The organism is Candidatus Falkowbacteria bacterium (genome assembly GCA_018674305.1).
Taxonomy (GTDB): domain Bacteria; phylum Patescibacteriota; class Patescibacteriia; order UBA11705; family JABHMO01; genus JABMRF01.
Map to the genome: position 1 here is coordinate 1 of JABHAL010000003.1, position 2,227 is coordinate 2,227.

The following is a 2,227-nucleotide window of genomic DNA, read 5'->3' on the forward strand; positions in this document are numbered from 1 at the left end:
AAAAGTTTTGTGCCAAGTTGGGTATTTTTTTCAAGCAAAATAACGCGAGAACCAAGCTCTCCTGCGCGCGCGGCTGCCATCATTCCAGCGGGTCCACCACCGATCACTGCTAGGTTGTATTTATTCTTTGGCATTTTATTGAAGTAAATCTTGTTTTGGCTTGTTTAGTTGCTTGTCGTTTTTTGAGGAGATAACACTTTCTCCAGTCTTGTTCTCAATGTCTTTTCTCGCTTTTCCGGCTGTTTCGCCTCCTGCTCTTGCAACTTCTTTGTTTTCGTTTAAATTTTTTGGTTGTTTCTTTTTGGAAATTTCCGTTGTGGTCGCCTCGGCAAGCATGTTCAAAATAAGTTCAAGGTTTGTCATGTTATCCCTCAAATTTTGTTTTCGAAGATTTTTAAATTGTTTGTACTGTTTTACAGATTTTCCAGCCCATGCTTTTGTTATCTCGTCTGTTAAAATAGCAAATCCAAGACCTTGTTTTACCCCTCGTTCTTGCCATTCATCTGTCAAATCTTTTCTGACTTCAATTGTTTTAAGTCTTTGATTGATCCAATCTTTGGAATATCCTTTTTTAAGATATGTCTGCATTGCTCTGTTAATCGCTAATTCTGGATCTTCGGTTTCTTCTATTCGTTCGTACCCGACTTTTGCAAGCCAGAGTTTAAAAGGCTCAGCTTTTGGTGAAGGAATAGATTGGATAACACGCAGTAAATCTTCGGTTGAAAAACAGTCAGTGGCATAATTTTTGCCATCTTTAGCCATAAATTTCAGTTGTACGATACTTTCGTACACCTCACTCCCTTCTTCTTTTAATTTGCCTTTAAAATCACTCCAATATCTTTTGGGTATAGATGATCCCGTTAAAATTGCAATTACATCAATAATAGAAAAATACCAAAATTCCTTTTCACCGTCCCAGTGACGACGAACTTGTTTCTCGTGGAAAAGTATGATTGAAGTATCCTTTTTACTCATATTTATATTGTGTTTATAATTGAAGCTGTTTTATAATTGCCTCACTCACCAGCATACCATCTACAGCAGATGATACAATGCCACCAGCATAGCCAGCCCCTTCGCCGGCTGGATAAATACCAGTAATATTAGAATGCATTGTTTCCTTATTTCGCGTGATACGTAGCGGAGATGAAGAACGAGTTTCAATTGCAGTAAGTACAGCATCTGGGTGAGCAAACCCTTTTAGTTTTCTTTCTAGCTCTGGTAGCGCTTCCCTCAGACTATCAGCGACAAAGTCAGGTAAGCATTTGTCCAGCGAAGTTGGTGTCACCCCAGGTTTATAAGTTGGAATTATACTATTAACACCCTTAGACTCTTGTTTGTTTAAAAAGTCATTTACTAACTGAACTGGAGCATGATAATTACTTCCACCGGCCTCAAATGCTTTTTTCTCCCATTTCCTTTGAAATTCAATGCCCGCTAGCGGGTGATCGGATTCAAAGTCTTCAGTTTTTACATTTACAAGTAATGCAGAGTTTGAATTGTCTCCGTCTTGTGCGTACTTGCTCATGCCATTTGTAACTACGCAACTTTCCTCGGAAGTTGCGGGGACGACATATCCGCCAGGGCACATGCAAAAGGTATAGACACTTCGATTTTTTTTACTGTGGCTGACCAGTTTATATTTGGCTTGGCCAAGTTTTTTGTCATTATAAAATTTATCGTACTGCGATTTGTTTATCATTTCAGCTTTGTGTTCTATTCGTACGCCGACTGAAAATGGTTTTTGTTCGATATCTAATTTGTTGTTGAACAACATCTCATATGTGTCGCGGGCTGAGTAGCCGATAGCTAGCACAAGTTTGTCAGTCTCAATTTCCTCTTTGCCATTTAAAATTACACCCGTCACTTTATTTTTATTAATTTTAATGTCGGTTAGCTCAGTATTGAAGCGCACCTCACCGCCAAGTTTAACGATTTGTTTTCTAATGTTTTTTGCAACTTGGCGAATTTTATCCGTTCCGATGTGAGGCTGGGCATCCCAAAGTATTTCCGCGGGTGCTCCGGCACGGACCAGTTCGTCAAAAATATATTTTATTCGTGGGTTGGTGATTAATGTATTTAGTTTTCCGTCTGAGAAAGTGCCCGCACCACCTTCACCAAATTGAATGTTCGATTTAGGATTTAACTTTCCTGTGCTTAAGAATGTTTCAACATCTTTTATTCGTGAATCGACATCACCACCACGCTCAATTACCAGCGGTTTTAG

3 protein-coding genes are annotated in these 2,227 nt (G+C 39.2%); all 3 read right to left on the minus strand.

The window, feature by feature from the left end; all coding sequences use genetic code 11:
• On the minus strand, positions 1–134 hold a 134-nt coding region (locus HN643_01045; protein MBT7500245.1), incomplete at its 3' end, for an FAD-dependent oxidoreductase.
• 1 nt (position 135) lies between these two features.
• The gene (locus HN643_01050) at positions 136–975 is read right to left on the minus strand and encodes a hypothetical protein (protein MBT7500246.1); all 840 of its coding nucleotides are present in this window, start codon (positions 973–975) and stop codon (positions 136–138) included.
• Positions 976–988: 13 nt separating this feature from the next.
• Positions 989–2,227 (minus strand): hypothetical protein (locus tag HN643_01055; protein MBT7500247.1); only part of this gene is annotated, 1,239 nt, incomplete at its 5' end.

Coding starts and splice junctions, on each gene's coding strand:
- HN643_01050 (MBT7500246.1), bottom strand. CDS start 975: ATGAGTAAAAAGGATACTTCAATCATACTTTTCCACGAGAAACAAGTT.